Here is a 19464-nt window from a genome sequence, read left to right on the forward strand (position 1 = left end):
TTATGTGCACGTTGCCGTGGCGCCGGTCGTCACGCACACCAATCCCGTCGGAATCAACGATACAGGCTCTGCGACCTGGCCCAGAAGCCGCTTCCACGACATGCCCACCGCATCCTATGCGGAAGTTCGCCCCAGGCGCTGGCACACCCCGAAACACAAATCCCCATAGCTCACCGCGTGCGGCCCGCGGGTTCCTGCATGAGAGACTTTCGTACGCCTGACGGCACCCGAAACCCTTCAGCATCTCGGAAATGGGGCCCTCAAGCCTCAGCACCTGAAAGCCGCCATTCGTCATCTGATCGTCGCTCGGACGTGGACGACCGACATTGGGGAAGTCCGGACTGTCGGGAACCGGCCAATCCGTGGTACAAGTCACGGCGGATCGACGTCGAGGACGCCAGGTTCGCCCTGGCCGAACGATGACAGGAAGTTACGTTGGTGCCGAGGCGCCCGATCCTAGCGCACGGGATCGGAAAATCTGGCTGGGAGATCGTGCGCCCAGACCGCATCAGCTGGGGTTCTGACCGAGGTCGCGGTGACCCGGCTATCAGCTGAAGCCTAGCCTCCAGCCGCGATCCGCCTTTCGAGATAGTGACGGTACTCATCAAGAATGGACGATTGCTGATCGGTACAGCCTGCCCGCACCTCGTCGATCTCGGCGTAGGCCATCGGAAGGCTGTTCCATTTCAGCTTGTCGGACGTATCCAGCAGCTTCGCGCGGTCATGTTGATGAAAGAAGTTGCGAAGGCGCTCGTCGAGCAGTTCGGGGTGGCGCTCGTAGATCAACCGATACCCATGATTGCGCAGGCGCGCATCCTCGAGCTCGGCGACGATCGAGACGCGATCTTGCCAGGGAGCGCTGTGGAAGGCGTTCATCCGCGGCTTGTCCCCGTTGGGGATGAAGCTGGCGTAGATCTGCTCTTCGACGTACGGTGAGGTTTCGAACTCAGCGCGCCCCAAAGCGGCGGCGGTGATCAGCCTGCGGCGAAGCAGCTGATCCTGCTGGAGCCTCGCCGCCGCGTGTATGATCTGGGCTACCGAAAGGTCCCCCAGGAAGCTGCTCGGCACGGCACCAACTGGCGCGAGCGAGGGTGCCGCGTTCGTCTTGACCTTGCGCACTGGCTTGGGGCTGGCGTTCACCCATGCTACCAGATCGCAGTCGCCGAGCGAAGCGACCCAATCTAGGTCATGCTTGAGATCGAAGCATAGATGCGCCGCGGGGTTGTCCGGATCGCGCCCGAGCGGCGCCACCACGAAATGATAAGGTCGGTTGAAATAGAACTCCGTCACCACGAAGGCGCTCTCCTGCGCGATGAACCCGTTGACGCCCGCCTTGCTAGAGAACTGGATGAACCGCCGCCAGCAATCGGGCGCGCGATCCCGAACGCATCGAGCGATGTGGATGGTCGCCTCCACGTCGGCGAGCGCATCATGGGCGTTCTCTTGCGAGAAGCCGTTCAGCGGCGCCAGCTGATCGAGCTTGAAGACAGCTTTTCCGTTCTCACCCCTGGGGACGCGGATGCATTCGGGGGCGAACTGCGAAGCCGCCTGGACGAGGGGCAGGACGTCGGCACGGCAATTGCCGCTGGTGTTCGTCAGATAGGGCTCGTGCAGGGTACGGAACAGCGCCTGCCGCAGCAGCTGCTCGTCGAAGTTCATCGAATTATAGCCGATGAAGATGGCCGGCGACCATTCGAGGAGTTTCGACCGCACCGCCCGCACCATCTCATAGTGGCAGGGCAACGTCGCGTCGGTCACGCGCGCGATCGACATGCCAGTGACCTTGAGAGCGGCGGGATGCGGCACGACGTGCGGGAGGAGGCGGCACCGCATCTCGATCCGGTCGATCTCCCGCAGATCGGCGTCCGTTTTGATGGCGGCGAACTGCAGGATCTGGTCGAAGTTGGTCGAAGTCCCGGTGGTTTCGGTATCGTAGAAGACAAAGCTCATGCGTGGCTCCTGATTAAGCAAGTTGGACAGAGAATATTTGGAGGGGAAGCGCGGGCTAGGCAGCGTCGTCCAGGATGGTGCGCAGGCGGTGCCAGCTCTCCTCGGGCAGGAGCTGGGTCACCCTGAGCAGTGCGGTATCCCCGCTCTTAAGCACCATGTCCCGCACCTTGGGCGCGATCTTCTCGCCCGCCTGGACCTCATCCTCGTCGATCTCCATCCCGCGGACGATCGCGCCGGTGCGGAGGGCCTCGTCGAGCGTGAGCGTGAAGGCGTGTCTCAGACTCTCGCCGCAGTGCTGGCAGTCCTGCGCGCCGGCGGGGTTGAGGCCACCGCACTCGGAGCAAGCGCGGAAGTTCGTCGCGCGCTGCGGGAACTCATGGCCGCACGACCTGCACTCGGTCCCGCCGAGCGGATTCTCCTCCGCGCACATGACGCACCGCTTCGACCGCGGCATCGTATCGCGACGCGCGCCAGGCGACATCTCCTCTTCGACGCGGCGGGCATAGGCTTCCAGCGTCTCGAAGCTCGGCATCACCACATAGGCGCGCGTATCGTCGTCTGGGCCATCCGTGCGCACGACCCGACCGATCGCCTGGCGGAAGGCCAGCTCGGTCAGGGCGTTGGGCAGATAGACCAAGACCCGCAAGCGCCGGATATCGACGCCTTCGGAGATCATCGCGACGGACACGATCCAGCGCCGGTCCGTATTGCGGAAAGCCGCAATGCGATTTTCGGCGCCCGTCATCTGGCTATGGACGATGATCGGCCGTTCGCCTTCGAAGCGCTCGATCAGCTCCGCGAAGAACTCGGCCATCTCGATCGACGGCGCGATCACCAGACCGCCGGCCCGTGGCATGCGCTCGCGCAGATCGTTGAGCTTCGCGCTCGCCCACTCGACCATCGACGCCTGATATCCCGTGGCGAGCGGAATGCGGCTACCCGGCTCGTACTGGGGAGCGCAGGCGAGACGGTAAAAGTCGAGGGCGCGCTGGAGGGCGGGGATCCGGGCCAGCTTGCCAGTGATCTCCGCCTTGTCGCGGCTCGAAATGTGGACCGCCTCGCCCCCTTCCAAATCGACCGTAAAACGGCCCTCGTGGCGGTGGAAGGTGACCGGCCGGCAGTAACCAAGATCGACCGCCGCGCCATAGGTGAGCGTGTAGGTCCCTTCCGCCGGATGATCGATCGCGCCACGGTCGTCATAGGCCAGCCACACCGACTGAGCGCCGTCCGAGCGGATCGGCGTGCCCGTCAAGACGATCACATAGCGCGCGTCGGCAAAGGCACTGTCAGCGCCATCGCCCCAGGCAGCCGCCACCGCAGCGTGATGATGCTCATCGCACACGACGAGGACGCGCTTGTCGCGGCAGATCGCCTGGAATGCATCCTGCAAACCGGCGACCGCGCTCCAACTCGCGCACAGGTCCAGACCGAGCGTGTGCAGCTCGCGATCCGCGCCCGTTGCCTTGTTCATGTGCCGTCCAGTCACGCGGGCGAAATCGGCGGCCCACTGATTGACGACCTCGGTGCGCGGCGCGATCACGACGACGCGGTCGATCTCGTCCTGCTCAAACAACGTCGCCGCGATTGCGCAGGTGGCCAATGTCTTGCCGGCGCCGGGCGCCGCGTTGATGAGGAAATGGCGGTCGAGGCGAGCCTTCGTCAGCCAGTTGACGGCCTGATCGTGCGCCTCGCGCTGCCAAGGACGGAGTTTCAGCATTGATTTGGTTCCTTTCGAGAGATTGCAGGGGCCACAAAGGGCGTCAGCATTGGCAAGGATGGTGGTGCCGCGCCTCGCAAAGGCCCGGCGGTGATCGACGTGAAAATCGGGGGAAAGCGGATCGCCGCACCTTCTGCAGCGACCGCCCGCGACCATGGCCGTGATCCGGCGCTGTCGGCGGGTGAACCGCCGCCTCATTTGCTCACCCAATAGTCCGTGAGCATGATCTCCTTGACCGGCAGATTTGCCGGCGGCTGAAGGACGGCGTGGCGGTTCACCCGTGCGACGGCAGCGATGTACGCAATCTGACGCGTGTGAACGATGAAGCCATCGCGACGAAGATCGCTGATCAGCTTGGTCAGATCGGGCACACCAAACAGAACGATGGCCTCGAGCCGGGTCATGGGTTCTCCCGACAGAAGATGCTCGCGTGCCGCGAGGACCCCGCTGTGGCGAATGCTGCTCATGCGTAACGCTCCATCAATGGCGCCGCGCGGCGACCGGGGCGCCAAGAATAGTCGACCGGATCGTCATCCCCCAAGAGGCCGCTCGCGTAGCAATCGTGGAGCAGCGCCCAGCCGCCATCGTCGAAAGCATGATCGAGCGCGATCGAGCCCGACGTCGAGAAATCCATCGTACCGCAGCGATCGATTACATCGCGATAATTGGCGAGGTCGATCAGCCGCTCCGCGATCTCGAGCACCTCGCCGGCGCTGACCAGGCTCCCGACGGCGCGGCGGATCTCCGCATAAACCAGCAACAACTTCTTCGAACGCTTCATTCAATCCTCCTCATTGTTTCGTCGAAGAAGGATATGCAGGGATCGTGCCAATTGCTCGGAATGGCAGAAATCTGCCGTTTTCACCTACATCATTCTGGCAAGCCAATAATGTTGGTTATGGAATCGTAATATATGCTATGGCCCTCGCATGAGATTGTTATTCGCCTGGATTGGCACGGCCGACCTCGAAGCTGAGAAGAACAAGACGGAGGGCCCGATCATGGGCGCACTCCGGCAGAGGTCGTTCGACGAAGTTTGGCTGCTGTGCAGTTGGCCAGAGGAATGGGTGCTTCGCTATCAGGCTTGGTTGGGTGCGACCGGAATCAAGGCCCGGATCCATCGGCGCTCAATTAACCTCAGTCAGCCCAACGCGTTTACCGAGATCTACGAGCACGCCTCCGCTGTCGTTGGAGAAGCTATTGATTGCAAGCCGCAGTCGCCTCGCCTGACGTTCCACCTCAGTCCCGGCACGCCGGTAATGGCGTCGGTCTGGCTCCTGCTTGCGACATCCCGCTTTCCAGCAGAATTGATTGAGTCCTCGCGCGGCGCAGTCAATACGGTCGAGACGCCGTTCAATCTGCCCAAACAGATTCTACCAGACTTGTTGCACGATTCAGATCGACGCCTAAGTGAGTCGACCGCAGGCCGCCCGCAACCGAGCAGCGGCTTCGAGAAGATCACCGGCGATAGCGAAGTCATGAAGCGTGTGATCGCGCTCGCGAAGAAGGCTGCTCCGCGTAACATCCCGCTCCTCATCGAAGGGGAATCCGGCACAGGAAAGGAGCTTTTTGCTCAAGCCGTTCATCAGGCAAGCCCGCGGGCGGATAAACCCATGGTCATCGTGAATTGCGGCGCCATTCCGGAAACCCTGGTTGAGTCTCGATTATTCGGCCACACCAAAGGCGCGTTCACGGGGGCAATTGGCAACCAAGCCGGATGTTTTGAAGAGGCCGACGGAAGTACGCTGTTCTTAGACGAGGTCGGAGAGCTTTCGCCTTCTGCGCAGGTGGCGCTCCTCCGCGTTCTGCAAGAAGGAGAGGTCACCCGCATCGGACAAAACAAAGTTCGCAAGGTCAACGTTCGCGTGATCGCCGCGACACATCGGGATCTCGCAGCAGCGGTCGTGAGCGGACAATTTCGCGAAGACCTGTTCTATCGCTTAGCTGTTCTCCGGCTCCGTCTTCCAGGATTGAGGGAGCGAGGCAGCGACCTTGGACTTTTGATTGATCAAGGGCTGGAGCGAATCAATGAAGAGCTAGGTGACGATCCAATGTACGCCCCAAAATCGCTCAGCTCGGACGCGCGTCAGGTTCTGATGCACCAGCAGTGGCGGGGAAATGTCCGAGAACTTCACAACACAATGCGACGCGCCCTTGTATGGTCGGATAACGACGTTCTTTCTGCCGAGGACGCAAGATTCGCTCTATTCTCGGATAAGCCCAGCATCAATAATGGCGAGATACTTGAGCGCCCGCTTGGCCCCGCTTTCAAGCTTGATGCTCTCCTCGATGAAGTCGCCACACATTATATCGAACGTGCAATCGAGGCGGCTGCCGGTAACAAGAGCAAGGCGGCAAAGCTGATTGGATTTGCCAGCTATCAACGGCTGGACAAACATTGCAGCCGCCTGGGCCTGCCGTCACGCCTCAATAGTGCTCAGCGCGAAAGGCCGGCGCCGGCCATACCAGCCTCGAAACTCTGAATGTCTGCCCAGTCGACCGGGCGACCATGTGCAAGGTTGTTCCGCAGAATTCGCCCCGCGTGGATAGCGTCGAGCACCCGGCTGGCAATTCCGGCGCGTTTCAACTGCCAGCAGATCGGGCCCCAGTCCAACGTATCGACATCGTCACCGTATGACAGCTCGTCAGGCCGTAGCTGCCGACGATAGGTTCGAACCACTGCTTGCCGATATTCATCCAACCACGGGAATAGAATTGCTACCTGCCCACGCCAGACGCGCTTCGTGAGCAGCGAAGGCTCGTTCGCGGCAAGCAATAGCGGATGGATACACGGCTCGCCGCCCCAACGGTCGAGATTGCCCGCGGCCCAATTTGGCCGAGCCCGGCGCCACAAATCGATTCTGGTGTCACTCCAATTGGACAGGTGCTCGTCCGGCCTGGTTGCTCGATGTGTGGGCATCGACAATATGCGCTCGACGATATCGAAATCCCAAGCGCCCACCTCAACGGCAACGCTTGTCTTCAAGCGATGCTCGAATGTCTGGATGCCACGCCCGGCGGCGGCGGCGAACCCGATCCCGTCATGGGGGCCTAGGATACCTTCGGTCTGCACGAGCTCCCAGACGGGACGCGAGCATGCGTCGACATGTTCTGGCGTGACCAGCACCACGACCGGCGCCGACGCGTCCCCGCGAACAGCGCAACTCTGGGCGAAGCTCAAGATGTCGGACGTCAGCGAGGGGTTTGATTCCGCATTCCAGGCCAATAAGACGGCATATTTCAAATCGAAAGCGAAGCCGTCTACCGTCGATGCGACGTTTCCAAATGTGCCTTTCAGTCGCTCACACAAGGTTTCGTGCGACGCACCATCGACCTCACAGAGGTGATCCAACCCTTCCCGACACGTAAGGTCAGCGATGGCCGACACCAAGGGGGCGGTCTGGAATGGCTCATGGATCAGGATGGATCGTCGTTCCCGATCGCCCGTCCGGATCGCCTCCACAAAGCGCCTTCCGCCCGGAAGGCGCCAAAAATCCACATGCCGGTTCAAGCGGATGGCCGAGAACGGAGCAACTCCGCTATAAGCGGGTTGAGCTGCCAACCGGAAAGCAGATCGCGATCCATCGTGCGATCTAATAAGCCGAGGCATCCAAGAACCCGCAGGGCACGATCACCCTCCCGCAGTCCCTCGTCGCGCATGAGATCAATGACGGATTCTTGGTCGCCGACGGAGATCGCGCCATCGCATTGGTTCAGAACGAACTCACTAACCTGTCTGAGCCAGACAGCACCGAGCCCGACGCTTGCAAGCGCCTTGTCAGGATCGGCCAACGTAGTCCCACGTGCAGTCTCGGCGGCCGCCAGTATTTGCTCGGCGGTATCACCCACCAGGTCCGCGAGGACGTCCGGAAAGCCTCCGGTCGTAAGCCGGAGCTTTTCGATCGCGCCCGGAGGCACCGTCCGGCTCCCAGTCCTACGCTCGAGCCATGCTCGCAGGCTGGCATCATGAAGCGGACTAAGCGAAACGAGCATCGCTCCCCACAGACGGTCGCCCTGATCCTCATCACCCAGTTCACGCCAGTCGATCATGCTGGGCAATAAAATGACTCTGACGCCTTGCTCCTTGCCCCGATTGGATAAGCGCTTTGCGCGCCGGACTTCGGGATGTTCGAACGCCGCAGCAACAGCTTCCCTGCCGAGCCAGGGCCCGGACGCGATAAGCAGACCTTTTTGGCGTCCAGCCTCCTTGGTCCGGCTGGCAACCGTCGTTATGGCGCGTTCGAGCTGTGAGATGGTATCGACCGATTTGAACGGTACGACGAGGAGCTCCTCGTCTGTCCGCGTTAGTTCTGCGATTGCCTCCGGCATTAGCCCCAAGCCGAGCGCCTCAGATGTCAGAACGACCGTGACCGGGGGCGCGTTGCGATGCTCCATCAGCACAGCTTCTTGGCGGAAGGTCAGAGGTGAAGATGCTTTTCCTAGGGCTCGCCGAAGGCTTCCGGTGTCCTCGACGACTTCATAAGACTGATCGGCCAGTTCCTGTACGCGGTCCTCGACCTCGGTAACCGAGCCAAGCATCGCCGCGATCCGCGCCGACCGTATCGCATAGCGGCCGTCATTGAGCCCGACCAGAACGCCCAGGCCCTCCATCTCCTTCAGGAGGCCCTCAAATGCGGAGTTTGAACTATCCTCGACAAATCCCTGCGGCCACCAGAACATTGCCTCCTTTTGGATCGCGGCAATCGACATGCCGGGACGCATATCGTCTCGATTGGCCGACTTCTGGGTCTCAATCATCACGAGATAGGCGATCAGGCGATATCGCGGATCGAGGTCGAGCGTTTTGTCGAACTTATCCCGCACATTGTTGCGAAAAGCGCTGTCTTCCAATGCGGCGTTGAGCTCATCACCGCTGATACGGATCGGCAATTCCGGCGGATCGCCACCGATACTGGACGCAGCACGGGCGTTCATGCGGTTTACGAGCACCATGCCGAACGTCTGCATCAGGGAAGGATAGTAGCCTAGCTCCGATAATGCCCGGCCCATTAGCGCCCGGCCTTCTTCAACATTAGCCCCGAAGGCGTAGCCGGCGGCGGCCATCGGCTGCTCGACCATATTGCGCGCTTCGAACAAGTCCTTGCCCATCAGCGGACCGACCCGAATGGGGGTACCGAAATGCAGCAAAGGGGAATTTGGCGTGCGCGCGAGGCGCTGCACGTCGTGCAGCCCAGCAAAGATGAATTTACAGCGCCGGTCGGTGACCCGCATCAGTTCACGCAGCTGGAGGAGCATTTTGAAGTCCGAACGCATTTCGCTGCTCAGGAACTTGTCGGCCTCGTCTATCAAGAAGAGCAGGCGCCTCGTGACATCCGCTTCAAGCCAATCGCGGATCGCTTGTTGAACCTCAGTGGCGCTGCGCTTGCTTGGCATGGGTATGCCCCGCGCCTCAGCTCGATTACCAATCCAGCGCCAGAACCCTTGTAGGCCTTGGCGCGTGAACTCTTCGACCTCATCGTCGCCATATTCGACGACCTGGTTGGGCCTGTCGTGCCGTAGCTCGATCTGCCGCAACAGCGCCGTTTTGCCGAGCTGCCGGCCGCCGTAGACAAGGCAGGATCCATTAGGATCCCACAGCTCTCTGAGCTCGCCGCCACGACCAAAGAACATCTCGGGAGAAGTCTTCTGCGCTGTGTCCGAATAGGGCTGGACGACACCACAAGCGAGCGACAGTCCGAACACGTCAGACCGTTGCCAGCCACGGCGCATCACCAGGAAGAGTATCGTCGCCTCATCGATCAAGCCGCATGCTGGTGTCGCACCGGCCGACCGTACACGTTGCATGAACGCCTTGCGCGCTGCGCCCGGCATCGACCCGCGAATAACAAAGAAGGTGGGCGCGCTCAGCTTTCCTTTCAATGTCGCCAGCTCGACACCCGATCCGATACCGCGGCGATCGACCAGCACGACTTCATACCGACCCTTCGCTTCGCTTCCGAAGGCCGGAACGACGCATTCTTCGCGCGTCGTGAAGACAGGTGTTCTCAGTTGGTAGTGGCCTGGTACCTCCGGATTCTTGTTGATGGTGACATCAATTGCGGTCGCCCCGAAGAGTGCCTGAAACATCGCCCGAAGCTGCGGCGGTGACTGATTGCCGTCATTTTCCTTCAGCTCGCGCCATGCCTTCAGCAAGGACCGTGCCGTATCGATCTCGCTTTCTTCCCAGCCGCTGAAGTCGACGCCGTCTAGCTGCCCGCGCGCCTCGATCGCACGCTCCAGCGATGGCAAATCGATACGCTTGCCCTGACCTTGAAGATAGGAATTAAAAGCTTCCAGGAGGTTGGTCGCCGCCGTCGGCGGCATCGCACCATGCTTATAGGCTTCGATATGTTCGCTCAGTGTCGCAAGATCGCGCAGCTCGATCATCTTGCGCAGTTCGGAAACATTCTGCCCGGTGCGTTCGAGCGTATCGACCTCATGTTGCAGTGGGCCGACGAGCGAGTGGAAGCCACTGTCGAGCTGGATCTCGATCTGGGAAAGCGCATCAGCCCAATCTGCGAGATCGATGGATACGGCATTGTCCCCGACGTGAATCTCCAGCTCGTCCAGGCCGGGGCTCAAATCGCGGCTGAGAATCTGGCGATCGTCGGCGCCGAGCAGCTCATTGAGACGGCTCCGGACCTTCGCAAGGCGGGAGCGTGCCTGCGTTAGCTGTCGATCCAGTTCACCCCGAATCATTCGCTCCAGCGGTTGATCCCGCGTGGGGTCGTCAGCCACGATCTTTTCACGCAACAGGTCGACTTGAGCGAACCGCCCACGCTGAAGTGCAGAATGCAGGGCTGCCTCAAAATCGGGCGAGCGCGAAGCTAGCTCTTCGGCAGCGACAAAAAAAGCCGATCGCTCCTGATCGCTCCAAAACTCTCTCTTTTCGATCGCGATCGGCGGATTGAAGAGAAGAAGTTCTTCATCGGCGGTGACGAGCCGGGGGCGATTCACTCCTTGGAACAAGTCAAGGACGCTTGCTATCGCTTCAAGACAAACATCGCTTGCCAGTTTCAGCGCGGGATTGCCGTGCGTGTCGACAGATGCCAACTCAGACGAAGCGGCTTCGAGACGCGTCTTTAGTTCTTCCCGACTTTCCACATTGTACCGATCGAGCGGAGATTTCTGAAGGGCCCCGTACAGGGTTCGCCAGCTTTCCAACCTCGCGGCGACATCGTTCAGCCAGTCGCGCAGCGTCGCACGAGGTTTGGCGGTCAACGGCTCACGCTTGCGCCCACCAAGTGCCTCCCGGTCCCGGTCGGTGATTAGCCTATCGATGTCGGACAGCGTTGAATCCAGTGCATTGTCAACCAACCTGGCCGCATTGGGCGCATCCGCAATTATTGCCTGAAGTGCATCGTGAACGGGGCCCCTGCGCAGCACGCTGTTCCAAATAGCCGTCGCCGGTTGAAATTTGATGGTTCGGCGCTGAGCAATCGCAAGAAACTGCTCGGTGTCCAACTGTAGCGCTTCGAGCTCGACCCGTGGCGCCATCTTGTTTCCAAAGACGGCTAACTCAGCCGGCACGATGTCGCCGCTTCGAACATTGTTGGCCGCAAACACAGCCAGACCATGAATGGCAGGCCCCAGACTTTGGAGGCCAGACAAGTGCCGTAAGACTTGATTGGCGCCGGACGATATCGCGAATAGTGCGGGACGCAGAGCCCCGGCGAACGCCACAAGTCGAACCGGCTGATCGACGTCGTCGCCGAGCAGCTCTTCCACTCCGGGGCGAGCATGCGAAAAAAGGTCGACACCGCGCGATCCTCCCGGTGTTCCCACTACCAGCCCGGCGCCAAGCGCCTTCAGGAGGGCGCAGCTGAAACCAAATGGTGGGGTTTCGCCGTCGATCTCCGCTACGGCCGCGATATGCGTGGCGAGCCCGTAGCGACGTTCTGCCAGCGCATCGGTAGATGCGCGCAGAGCCTGCTGCCTTCTGACTTTGATCCCGGCGTTCGAAGCTCCCCCCATGTCGATGAAATCGGACTCATCGACGAACGGCTCGATTGCGGCGCCTTCCGTTATTTCAACGACGGCGGGCTCGCTCTGCACGATCGTCGGGGTGTCGGACTGCGCGGCCTCGTCGAGCGAGGACGTGTCAGATGGCAAAATCTCAGGCGCATCGTCAGATATATCCGATGATTGCACCACGGCCTCTGGTGCCAGCGAAGCTACTTCCGAGTCAGGGGTTTCGGTAGATTCTATCTGCGGCTGGTCGGTCGCGGATGCAGCGAGCAGCAGGACGAGTTTCTCGGCCAGCCGCTCTTCGGCCTCGTGCGCAGCACCCACTCCCGCATAGTCATGCGTTTCCGACAGGCGATCCATCGCGGCTCGCCAGCTCTGTGCTGCCTCGATATAAGACGGTGCAACTTCGATCACCTGCTCGATCGCAGCAATCGACCATTCGTCGCCCATCGTGCCGATACTTACCAACCTCTCGGCTATATTGATCGTCGTGCTGCCAGACGCCTGTGAGATTGCCGACTGGTACTTCCCCAATACCCCAGCGAGTTCGGCTCTTTTCTCTTTGATGGCTCGGGCTTGCTGGTCATCTGCCGCAAGGTGATCCAAGCGATCGGCAGCTCGCCTCAAGTGGGACGCGAGGTCGGCAGCATCGGCGTCGGCACCGTCCAGCCATTCGAAAATGTCGTTTCGAACCTTCTGCAGGGTGTCGCGGGTTTGCTTGATGTCCCCTTCAGGCAGGGCATCTTCGCGCGACACCTCCGGTTCGGCTTCGATCGCAGTTAAGGGTTCGAATAGTGCAGCAATCTCGCCATAATCCGCAACCCACTCATTCTCTGGCACGTCAATCTCGGATCCGTGGTCCCACCATAGGACCCACGCTGCTTCGATCGACGCTCCTCCCTCGGCCAAAATGCGCGCCCAAGACGCTCTCGCCGGTGGCTTTGGACCGCCAAGAAGTCCGAAGAGAGCTTGTTTGGCTTTCGCGTTGACTGCTTCCTTAGGACATTTGATTTTTGCCCGGTGGCAGATCGCCTCGGCCGCTTCACGACCATCTGGGAGGTTCAGCAATTTTGAGAGAGCATGATAGCTTGCATCTTTGCTGAACGTCTCGTTCCAGCCATCCACCTTCTGATGCTGGGCGTTTTCAGCGAACTTGCGGATATGGCTGTTCGCCCATCCTAGCAGCGCCGCCAAGTTGGCTGGCGTCAACAAGTTGATCGAGTGATCGAAATCTTCAGCTATCGACATTCATCCCCCGTCCCCAACTACGACAGGTTGCTGACAATGTTCAAGCGAGAAACGACCCCATTTGGATGTTACCGAGTTACTCGTAGACACGATCAGCGAAAATCCTGCGGTTTAAGCCATGTACGCAAAGCAGCCATCGGGCCCTCTTCTGAAAAAGAGCAATTGTCGGTCAGCCTCGCACCGAGCTCCAACGACCGAGATAAGGCGCTTGCAGACAACGCGCACGTTGCGCGCGAATGTCCGCTTTCTCCTCTTTGGGACTGAAACCCGACGGGCAGGAGACGGCCCCCTTGCGTACCTCGACCTGATCAAGGACTACTCAAGCTTTGACCCGTGTAGGGATCAAGAGAGTATGCGCAGCAAGGGAGTGCTCGACGATGGTATCCAGTCGATCCGATCATCATTCACTTGCCGAAACGCTAGAACAGGGTTCTTGAAGGACCAGGAGAGACCGATCCAGCGCGTGGCTGCAAGGGCGGCGGGCGGACCGTTCAGCGGCCTTCCGGCGCGCAGCTTCATCCGGCGCGTCCGAAAGGCGACCGGATATACGCCGATCAAGTACGTTCATACCTTGCGCTGGAAGAAGCAAAGCAGCATCTGGAGACTGGCGCCCTTCCTTTAAACGCGGTGAGCGGCGAGATCGGCTACGAGGACGCCAGCTTTTTCAGCCGGCTATTCCGCCGCAGCGTCGGCATGTCGCCCGCAGCACACCGCCGTCGGTTTGGCGGTCTGAAAAAGGCGATAGCGAAATCGTCGTTGTAGAAACATCTGGCCACGGAAATCGCGCTAGCGACTCCCTCAACGGCAGCAGACTTTGCGCACATACGTATTGCCAAAGGTCATGTATGCGTCATCAGGAATAGCGCCCCGAGCTTTCAGTTCTGCTGCGAGGTCCTTAGCGATCGCCTGATCGAAAGTGTCCTTGAGGGTAACCGCGAACCATCCGTTTGTCGCAAGATAGGCCGTTAGCGGGATCGAGGCGGAGCGCACATAGGCCGACGCATCAGCGAGGTTGTCGAAGCTTTTGATCTGTATGTAACGCTGCCCGAATGGGCCGCTTTCATACTGGTCCACGTAGATCCAAGTGTCGTGCATATAGCCAATCAGGCCGTTGGCCTGCACCCGATACCAGCGGCCCGCATTACCAAGGATGGCGACCGGGCTCCCGTTACGGAGATTAACGAGCGTAGCCGACTTTCCGTCCGCAAGTGCCTTCAGGGGGGCCGCGCCCTTGGGATGCCGAATGCGGCCGGAGTGTGCTCGGGGAATCGAAAGTGACGAATATTCAGAAGCCGGCGGCAATGAGGCAACGGGCGGCTGGATCGGCGCTGGCTGGAACGATAGCGGCGGGGATGGCAACTGGCTTACGACCGGCGGCTGGCTTGCTTCAAAATCCAACGTAACGACCTTGTATTTCGCCATCTCGCTCTTGGAAAGATAACGCACATCGTCATTGTCGTATTGCAGGGAAAGCTGAAGCAGAGCGGGGTCCACACCCATCTCGACGATATAGGTGAAGATCTCGGCGGTGACTTGCTGAACAACGGAAACGGCATCCTTGGCGCTTATCGGAATCTCGCCACTGAACGACGACTTGTGAACGCCGATGGCACCCGGCTCGGCGAAGCGTACGGTGCCACCAAGGAACGCCAGGGAACAGGCCGAAGCACATTCGAGAGCCCTGAACTGAGCGGTATTGAGGCCGAGCCTGCGAATGAGGCGACCAAGCTCCATTGCCTTCTGAATGTTGCCACCGGGTGACTGGAATGTGACCGCTACTGAGGCATTGGACCGTGCCAGGGCCTCGAACCCGGACAGGTCGTCCTGATAGGCGAAATCACCTGACACGAAGATGTAGCGGAGCCCGGCATCCGTCTGTCCGGCCTGGAACTGCAAGCCGGCATGGGCCGCCGTGGGTCCCAGCAGCACCGATGCAACACACAACAGGACGCGAGCGGAAAAGATGCGACACATGGCCCAAGAACAACCCCAGCGGGCAGCCTAGCGCCGGCGAGCGAGACTGTCGAATCCTCGTTGCAAAATTGGTGATAGCAACCTTAAGTTCATGCCTTGATGGCGGCCGGCAGGGGCACCGGCAATCTCTTCCGAGGCGTAGACCGGCCGAGCCGGCGCGAAAGAACGCCAGATTGGCATTATTCATCCCTCCACACGATGCGCCGTTCCCCATCTGATTTCGACCAAGCGTCGGAAACGGATCGTCACCAGTTCCTGACCGGCTGGATGGAAAAGTTCGGCCGACATGGACTCCTTCCGTTTGCATTTTTCGCAGCGGACCTTCGCCCGTACCTGGTCAATGGTGACGTTGCCGATCACCTCCCGTAATTCCAGCGGCTTATAGAAGCATTTGATATTGCAGTGACCGCAGCAAATTCGGGCCACCTGCCCCGCGTTGTGAGCATGCATCAACGTCCATGGCGCGCCTCTCGGCATGTCCTGCCGGTGAGAATCTACCAGCGACCCTTGCGAGACCCCCTATTTTAAGATTGAGTTTTGCCAATCGGGGGGAGGCTCATCGTGAAAAAAATCAAGTTATTGACGATATTGTTGTTGGCCGGTTGCCAGACCGGCCCGTTGCCGAGCGCATTCAAGCCTGGCTCTACTGCTTCGCAGCGACAATTTGACTACGATCAGTGCAAGATCGCTTCCCTGAAGGAGATACCTCAGGCCATGGCTACACAGATTAATCCTGGCGTCCACACGCCCGGCACGGTTACTTGCAACACCTATGGCACAGCCACCTATTGCAATGAGATGGGCGGCCTGAACATACCGGCGACAGCGTCCACCTATGACGCGAACCAAGGCCTGCGCACCAGATATATTAACAACTGCATAGGTGCGAAAGGCTATTCCATTATCGATAGGCCGGCCTGCACCACTGCAGAAGCGAGACAGAAGGCAGCGGTAACACCGCAACCTGCCAACCCGAACGATTATCAATGCACCCCTGGCATAAATATGGATGGCTGAAGAGGGTCTTTACCGTCTCGCCAATGTTCGCGCGCGTTTCGGCTGACCGCTGCCCTGCCCTTACAGGGGAAGCGTCTCACGCGCGGCGAGTCCTTGTGCCAGCGCTGCGATGATGATTTGGTGCTTAGACGGGCTTGGGAGGGGAAATTGCTAAAGACAATGCTGTCGACGCCGGCCGGAACGGTCCGGTTGGTATGCATCTGTGTTGCGATCGCGTCGCTGCTGGCGGTCGCGCCATGGCCATATGGCTACTACCAGCTGCTACGCGTGGTGGTATTTTTCGCGGGGATCTACTGCGGGGTTATGGTGAGGCGATCAGGTGGTGAAAATCAAAACCTGGCCTGGGCACTATTTGCGGCAGCGTTGATTTTCAATCCGTTTCTACCGATCCATTTGCCGCGGGAACTCTGGGCCGTGCTCAATGTCAGTGCAGCAGCCCTTTTCGGTTTCGTTGCCTATCGCCAACGCGGTTAGCTCGGCCTTGAGAACCGTCGAAACCGTGGTAAAGGCGCCCGACGTCTGCAAGCATAAAAGACAGCCCCGCATTGGAAGAGAGCCAGCCTATCGCGCGTGCATACGTATTTGTGTGAGAGAGAATCAGCGTGAGGTACTCCCAGAGGTAGTTCCTCATCACGAGCGCTTTTTGGCTCGCCAATCTGACGACGAGGAAGACTATCGGCCCGGGTCGATCGATGAGCTCCGTGAAAGCCTCGAGGCTCATTTCGGGGTGAATTTGAGCACCGACGGTCTAAGCGAGGGCCTTTTGTCGACTGAGTATTTGGCCGGCTTGGTCGCTGAGAAGGTGCTCGAACGGGACCCGCCGCCAGACATGATACCGAAATCGCGACCTGACACCCGCGACTAAACAGCGGTTTTGAGTCAACGGAGAAAACAATGCACAACTGGGGCGGATGGCTCGCGACTATCTTGTTTATAGCGCTGGTGAACGTCGGCGCGAACCTCATTGCCCAAAAAATGTATCCGACGATGGTGCGCTACGACTTTGGTCGCAAGGTGGCCTACCGGATCGTGCTCATCGGATCTTTGTTTGCACTCTTGGCCTTATGCATTCTCGTCCTCGCCCTCCTCGATGCTGCAGGATATAGGTTCTGATTCCAGTCCTTCGATCAGGATGTCCGAGGGCTGGATTACTTCGAATCGCCCGCGACCCATCGGAAGCATGCTCTGTAGAGCAGTTTTCTATCGGCGCGTTGATCCGTGCCGATGAAATCGCGAGTCGCTGCTCATAGGCTGCTAAGTCTTCGCCGGCGGCCTTGATCCGCCGGGGCTTGCCGTTTTCACGGCCCCTGCCAGCGATACCAGCGCGTTTTTGCTCAGAGGCTCGATCGCCGGTCAGGCCTGGCGGCCGGCTGGCTGTCGGGCCGCTCGAACTTGCTCAACGGATGGCGCGGACTCCCGGATTAGCTCAAGCTCGCTGTCGAAAATCGGCGTGCGCCACTGACCGTGCCCGGCGTCCAGCCTGTCGGCGGATCAATCCTCTTCCCAGAAATCCTGCAACGAGGCGTGCCGAAGGCCTTCCTCCCCCCCTTAGATGTTTTACGCAGGCTTTGATCCCCCTGCTTCACCCACTGCGTCGCCGGCCTTTTCTTCATGCCTTGGGCGCCGGTCCGGCGTGTTCCTGCGCTCGCTTCCAAAGCCGCTCGCGCATTTCGCGATTGACGCTGACGAAGGCACTGCCGTTAGCCGTGGCGATTGAACAAAGTCGCTTTCCGGGGATAAGCCGATAAGCCGCGTAGCGCCGTAGCGCCTCACCTGTCGCGAGCGGCTAAGCCAATGGCCAAACAGCGCTACTCTTCGTCTCCGAAACCAAGCAGCGATGCATGGCGTATGTGGCTGTGATCGCCACGAAGGTGCTTGATCCGCAGCTTCACGCCCGGCCCAACCCACTGCGTTGCCGGTCGCTTTTTGACGCCCTCCGGAGGTGGTCCGGCATGTTCCTGGACCCGCTTCCAGAGCCGTTCCTTCATGTCGCGCCCCAAGCTGATGAAGGCCGAACCGACATATTTCCGGTACCGGGCTTCGCCAGCAAGGCGAATGCCGCCTTGCCCGGCTCACGCTCGACGCCCAGCAGCTCGTATTCCTGGACCGTGAAGCTCTTGGTCTTCAGCCAGTTCGATGTCGGGCCACTTGGATACGGGCTGTCGGCGCGCTTGGAGACGATCCCCTCGAGCCCCGCCTGGTCGGCAAGATAGAAGATCGCCTTGGGGTCGCCAGGTATGGCCTCACTGAACTGGATGCGGCTGTTCGGCCTGATAATGCCAAATAGAATTTCCCTGCGCGCTTTGCAGCCGATGTCGCGCAGATCGTGGCCGTCAAGATGCATGATGTCGAAGGCGCCGAGGATCATCGCGTAGGGATCGCTGTGGACGGCCCTCTGCAGGGCGTCGAAGTCGGGAAGCCCAGCCTTGTTGGTGACGACCGCCTCGCCCTCGAAGATCGCGTTTTTGACCTCGAGCTCGCGCGCGGCTTCAACGAGGCCGGTATATTTGTTCGTCCAGTCCGCACCGCTCTTGGTAAAGGCGCGGATATCGTCGGGATTGTTGATGACGATCTGGGTGCGGTAGCCGTCGAGCTTGATCTCGTGAATCCAGTGCTCACCCTCGGGAGGCTTGGCGACCAGCTTGGGCTCCATCGGCGGAATGAACTCGAGGCGGCCGCCGCCGGTACTTACAATTTTACGCACCCAGTCAATACTAGGTACAAAGCTTATATTAGCGAGAGTGAACATAACGTGATTCCGCTCGGAAACCAAAACGCGACGGTTTGCGTTGCGGATGAATGACGAGGATCAGAACCGACAACATCGCTACCGGCTACCAAGGCAAGCCGCATGACGGGCCAGTGGAGGACGAATCGAAGCACTTCGTCTACTGCCCAGTCTGCGGCCAGACGTTCGACGCGCGTGATCTTGGACAGGTGTTTCATCACGCCGAGCCGCAGCACACCCCGTTGCCGGTCGAGCAATAGTCCCGCTAGTTGAGTCTCCGGCGGCAGAGCGGGCTTGAAACCTTCAGCGCGCCAGCGACGTTGGATTCGGAGAAAAAAGATAAGGAGTGATCGCCATGACCGTCCTCGCCTAGCCAGGGCGGCGGGGAAGCGCCTTTGCACCAGGCAGGGACTTCGGGGGGTGGGCTTTGCCAGGTGCGCGCGGACCGAAAGCGACCTTAAGGGCAACATCGGCAACGCGTCGGTTGGCACGGGGAATTCGGCTGAAGACCGATCAAGTCATTCATGGTCGAATCGCTCGCAACCAGACGGTAGCGGAAATTGTTGCGGATGTGGTCGTTGAAATAGCGGCCCTTGGCGAATGCGGCTTTGAACGCCGCAAAGGTCTCCGGCGGCACGCCCTCAAACTCATATCGCTTTCCGCTGGCGACGAACCACACCGAAAGGATTCGGCTCTCCGGATCGTATTCCGTTTTGCGTATTGAGGCGGATGGCATGACGGCAGCTCGATCAAAAGAAATCAACGAGCGGAGCGGCGGTCGCGTTCCGTCGTGGTATCGCTCCCGAGCAGCGCATGAGGACTTGCTCCGGGCCACCTAACGCATCGCGGCATCGCAAACTCG

At 60.0% G+C, this 19464-nt stretch carries 15 protein-coding genes and 1 pseudogene; 6 read left to right on the forward strand and 10 right to left on the reverse strand.

Annotation, left to right across the window (positions count from 1 at the left end; genetic code table 11):
- Positions 1-558: 558 nt before the first annotated feature.
- The 5 genes and pseudogenes from NKI85_RS15745 to NKI85_RS15765 all read right to left on the reverse strand — a co-directional run bounded on the left by NKI85_RS15745 (position 559) and on the right by NKI85_RS15765 (position 4448).
- Entirely contained in the window at positions 559-1950 is a 1392-nt protein-coding gene (locus tag NKI85_RS15745; protein WP_352776941.1) for an exonuclease domain-containing protein, read from the reverse strand.
- Positions 1951-2005: 55 nt separating this feature from the next.
- Positions 2006-3667 (reverse strand): DEAD/DEAH box helicase, encoded by a 1662-nt coding sequence (locus tag NKI85_RS15750; protein WP_352776998.1) that lies wholly within the window; start codon positions 3665-3667, stop codon positions 2006-2008.
- 18 nt (positions 3668-3685) lie between these two features.
- A pseudogene (locus NKI85_RS15755) lies at positions 3686-3865 on the reverse strand (HNH endonuclease); the annotation flags it as partial.
- A complete protein-coding gene (locus NKI85_RS15760; RefSeq protein ID WP_352776942.1) occupies positions 3862-4134 on the reverse strand; it encodes a helix-turn-helix domain-containing protein in 273 nt (90 codons plus the stop codon). The gene NKI85_RS15760 and the pseudogene NKI85_RS15755, both read right to left, overlap by 4 nt.
- The gene (locus NKI85_RS15765; protein ID WP_352776943.1) at positions 4131-4448 is read right to left on the reverse strand and encodes a hypothetical protein; all 318 of its coding nucleotides are present in this window, start codon (positions 4446-4448) and stop codon (positions 4131-4133) included. Before NKI85_RS15765 ends, NKI85_RS15760 begins: the two co-directional genes overlap by 4 nt.
- Positions 4449-4596: 148 nt before the next feature.
- Between NKI85_RS15765 and NKI85_RS15770 the strand changes: the two genes are divergently transcribed.
- Complete coding sequence (locus NKI85_RS15770) at positions 4597-6150, forward strand: sigma-54 interaction domain-containing protein (RefSeq protein ID WP_352776944.1); 1554 nt, start codon at positions 4597-4599, stop codon at positions 6148-6150.
- On the opposite strand, the gene NKI85_RS15775 is transcribed toward NKI85_RS15770, so the two are convergent.
- The gene (locus tag NKI85_RS15775) at positions 6105-7178 is read right to left on the reverse strand and encodes a hypothetical protein (RefSeq protein WP_352776945.1); all 1074 of its coding nucleotides are present in this window, start codon (positions 7176-7178) and stop codon (positions 6105-6107) included. The two genes, NKI85_RS15770 and NKI85_RS15775, sit on opposite strands and share 46 nt — an antisense overlap.
- Positions 7175-12883, reverse strand: a complete 5709-nt coding sequence (locus NKI85_RS15780; protein ID WP_352776946.1) for an ATP-binding protein — start codon at positions 12881-12883, stop codon at positions 7175-7177. Before NKI85_RS15780 ends, NKI85_RS15775 begins: the two co-directional genes overlap by 4 nt.
- 597 nt (positions 12884-13480) lie before the next feature.
- Here NKI85_RS15780 and NKI85_RS15785 point away from each other — a divergent pair.
- A complete protein-coding gene (locus NKI85_RS15785; RefSeq protein WP_352777001.1) occupies positions 13481-13645 on the forward strand; it encodes an AraC family transcriptional regulator in 165 nt (54 codons plus the stop codon).
- Between the two features lie 36 nt (positions 13646-13681).
- Here the strand turns inward: NKI85_RS15785 and NKI85_RS15790 are convergent, their stop codons facing one another.
- On the reverse strand, positions 13682-14857 hold the full coding sequence (locus NKI85_RS15790) for a hypothetical protein (RefSeq protein WP_352776947.1): 1176 nt from the start codon (positions 14855-14857) through the stop codon (positions 13682-13684).
- A gap of 561 nt (positions 14858-15418) precedes the next feature.
- Between NKI85_RS15790 and NKI85_RS15795 the strand changes: the two genes are divergently transcribed.
- The 3 genes from NKI85_RS15795 to NKI85_RS15805 all read left to right on the forward strand — a co-directional run bounded on the left by NKI85_RS15795 (position 15419) and on the right by NKI85_RS15805 (position 16987).
- On the forward strand, positions 15419-15874 hold the full coding sequence (locus tag NKI85_RS15795; protein WP_352776948.1) for a hypothetical protein: 456 nt from the start codon (positions 15419-15421) through the stop codon (positions 15872-15874).
- 147 nt (positions 15875-16021) lie between these two features.
- A complete protein-coding gene (locus NKI85_RS15800; RefSeq protein ID WP_352776949.1) occupies positions 16022-16348 on the forward strand; it encodes a DUF6804 family protein in 327 nt (108 codons plus the stop codon).
- A 420-nt stretch (positions 16349-16768) separates the two neighbouring features.
- Complete coding sequence (locus NKI85_RS15805; RefSeq protein ID WP_352776950.1) at positions 16769-16987, forward strand: hypothetical protein; 219 nt, start codon at positions 16769-16771, stop codon at positions 16985-16987.
- An 871-nt stretch (positions 16988-17858) separates the two neighbouring features.
- On the opposite strand, the gene NKI85_RS15810 is transcribed toward NKI85_RS15805, so the two are convergent.
- Positions 17859-18578: an ATP-dependent DNA ligase gene (locus NKI85_RS15810; protein WP_352776951.1), complete on the reverse strand. Its 720-nt coding sequence runs from the start codon at positions 18576-18578 to the stop codon at positions 17859-17861.
- Positions 18579-18673: 95 nt separating this feature from the next.
- On the opposite strand from NKI85_RS15810, the gene NKI85_RS15815 reads away from it, so the two are divergent.
- Positions 18674-18862 (forward strand): hypothetical protein, encoded by a 189-nt coding sequence (locus NKI85_RS15815; RefSeq protein ID WP_352483426.1) that lies wholly within the window; start codon positions 18674-18676, stop codon positions 18860-18862.
- A 197-nt stretch (positions 18863-19059) separates the two neighbouring features.
- Here the strand turns inward: NKI85_RS15815 and NKI85_RS15820 are convergent, their stop codons facing one another.
- The gene (locus NKI85_RS15820; RefSeq protein WP_352776952.1) at positions 19060-19338 is read right to left on the reverse strand and encodes a KTSC domain-containing protein; all 279 of its coding nucleotides are present in this window, start codon (positions 19336-19338) and stop codon (positions 19060-19062) included.
- Between the last annotated feature and the right edge of the window lie 126 nt (positions 19339-19464).

Source organism: Mesorhizobium sp. M0571, from assembly GCF_040320985.1.
GTDB lineage: Bacteria > Pseudomonadota > Alphaproteobacteria > Rhizobiales > Rhizobiaceae > Mesorhizobium.